Source organism: Altibacter sp. HG106, from assembly GCF_028561755.1.
GTDB lineage: Bacteria > Bacteroidota > Bacteroidia > Flavobacteriales > Flavobacteriaceae > DFVG01.
On sequence record NZ_JAQQTD010000023.1, the window covers coordinates 1 to 2,583 of the forward strand.

Consider the following 2,583-nt stretch of genomic DNA (forward strand, 5'->3'; position numbering starts at 1 on the left):
AAATCACTTGAAAATCCTGACTTTTAATTAACTTGTAAAAAATTAAAAGGCCCTACAGCATGTTATACAGGACCGTTGCCAGTAAGCTAACAGACAAATTGCGATTAAATATGGGAAGAGCGAAAATTGCTTGGATGGAGATGCAACAGGAAAGAGATGATACTGCTCTTGCCGAGAGATTAGGAATTACTTACGATGAATTATACCAAACTGATTGGCATATGGAACCCGATGAAAGTAAAGACGGCATACTCTATCAATATATCGTTTATTTTCACGATGGTCCTCAAGATATTTTAGATAAGATTGATGGTTTAAATTCAGATAATCAAGTATGGCTTGAGCCTTATGATGAAGAAGATTACGATTTTGATGACTATGATTATCAGGAAGAATTTGATGCAATCATTGCTAACAAAGCTTATTATGATAGCTTTCATAAAGAAGTCAGAAACCTCGAAAAACTTAACAATCTTGAATTAGAAAATCAAGATTTACAGAATGTACTAATAAGACAACTCTACATTTCGGCAATTGGAACTTTGGAAACTTTCTTATCGGAAACGTTTATCAACCAAACGGACGAAAAACCAGAGTATTTCAAAAACTTTGTAGAAACTTTTCCCGACTTTGACAAAAGAAAGTTTCCACTAAGCGAAATATTTATTCATTATGATAACTTGAAGTCCACCGCTCGCAAAGAGATGCTAAAAGTCATTTATCATAATTTGGACGTTGTTCAAAATATGTTCATAGCCACTTTTAAAATAAGGTTTCCAGATATTGCTGAATTATCCAAACTAATTGCAACAAGACACGACTTAGTGCACAGAAATGGCAAAACTAAAGATGGTAATGAAGTTTCCATTAATAAAGACACCATCACAGAACTACTTAGTAAGACATCCAATTTTGTTGAGCAGATTGCAATAGAGTTAAATCTGAAAGGGTAATAAGCCTACTGGCAACAATGTATATAGCCCATAGCTGGGAAGGTGCTTAATGAATTTGAATTCCTACAAAACAAACCCCAAACTAAACTGAATAATCCGTAACTTGAAACACGCTACGGTCCATATACTGGACCGTTGGCACCAATTAAAGAGATCAACATGAAAGTTACAGAAGAAAAAAATGAAAAAGTAGCCAATATGATCTTCGGCTCCATTTATCCGCTTTATCTCAATAGACTAGAGAAAAATGGTAGAACAAAAGAAGAACTCAATCAAGTGATTAAATGGTTTACTGGATTTGATCAAGATAAATTACAATCTCTTATCGAGCAAAAAGTAACTTTTAGAACTTTTTTTCAGAAAGCTAAAATTCATCCAAATGCACATTTGATTAAAGGAGTCGTTTGTGGTTATCGAATCGAGAATATAGAGGATGAATTTGAAATATATAAACAATGTAGACGTATGGAAAAACTGATTGATGAATTGGCAAGAGGTCGTAAAATGGAAAAAATTCTACGAAAAGAATAGAAAAATAACTGGTGCCAACAACGGCTATCATGCATCGGGTCATTATCTTAACCGAAAACAGTATCTTTAAAACAAACTAAAAAGGTCATCGGAATAATATGAACATATTCGGCGGCTCCCAGGTCTAGCTGAATCGCACGCGGTTGGTTAAACGAATGAAATTTCCCTCGAAATTCCTACAAATTCAACCGCTTCCGGCTTTTGCTCCGCAAAACCGTTTCTGCCATTCAGCCGCCTAAGCCTCCCGCCGTATGATAGCCCGGACCGTTCTACGCAATTTGACCAATCAATGAACAAAGGATTAAAATATGGACTTCTGATTTTTGGAATTGTAATAATTACAGTTGTCGGATTTATTGGATTTGGACTTTATTCAATGGAAATTGAAGACCATTATGGCGACCTTCAAAAATTATATTATGAATCTGAAAACGGAGATATAATTGTAAATAAAACTACTTCTGAATTTGGATTAATTGAGAAAAATTGGAGACGAATTAACATCAGAACTCAAAAGAAAGATTCAACTGATTTATATAATTGGATTTACCAAAACGGATCTGAAAATAAAACGGCAATTTATAGAGTTAAAACTGGAGAAATAGAGCTGAACGGCACAACATATTTAGAAGTGAAGAAAATGATCAAAAAATCAGAACTAAAAATTGTGACAAAAAACTAAGATGGATAAAACTAAAATAATTGGATTATCATCATTTATATTAAGTCATCTATTTCTAATCTTGGGATTCGTAATTGATGATGCTGAACGAAATTATTTTTTTCTGTTCGAAATAGCTTGGGTTATAGGAATAATAAGTGTTGTTTCAAATGTATTATTAGCTGACAAAATCGGAATTAAGGGCTGGTTAATTGGAATATTTGGAGTTTGTGGTATTTTATGGTTTTTTCCACCACTATTGATAACATATTTTGGAATTCCTTGTATGATTATATTTTTGGTAATTGGAGTTTATATACACGGAAAGATATTTGCCATTGAAAAAGAAAAAACTGCGTAGAACAACGGCTATCATGCATCGGGTCATTTTCTAAACCGAAAACACTATCTTTAAAACAAACTAAAAAGGTCATCGGA

Annotated in this window: 4 protein-coding genes; all 4 read left to right on the top strand. The window is 33.4% G+C overall.

Annotation, left to right across the window (positions count from 1 at the left end; genetic code table 11):
* Positions 1-110 precede the first annotated feature (110 nt).
* The 4 genes from PO830_RS14770 to PO830_RS14785 all read left to right on the top strand — a co-directional run bounded on the left by PO830_RS14770 (position 111) and on the right by PO830_RS14785 (position 2,506).
* The gene (locus tag PO830_RS14770) at positions 111-953 is read left to right on the top strand and encodes a HEPN domain-containing protein (RefSeq protein ID WP_272854346.1); all 843 of its coding nucleotides are present in this window, start codon (positions 111-113) and stop codon (positions 951-953) included.
* Between the two features lie 159 nt (positions 954-1,112).
* Positions 1,113-1,484: a DUF2200 domain-containing protein gene (locus PO830_RS14775; RefSeq protein WP_272854347.1), complete on the top strand. Its 372-nt coding sequence runs from the start codon at positions 1,113-1,115 to the stop codon at positions 1,482-1,484.
* Positions 1,485-1,773: 289 nt separating this feature from the next.
* Complete coding sequence (locus PO830_RS14780; protein WP_272854348.1) at positions 1,774-2,166, top strand: hypothetical protein; 393 nt, start codon at positions 1,774-1,776, stop codon at positions 2,164-2,166.
* Position 2,167: 1 nt separating this feature from the next.
* A complete protein-coding gene (locus PO830_RS14785; protein WP_272854349.1) occupies positions 2,168-2,506 on the top strand; it encodes a hypothetical protein in 339 nt (112 codons plus the stop codon).
* Positions 2,507-2,583: the final 77 nt, after the last annotated feature.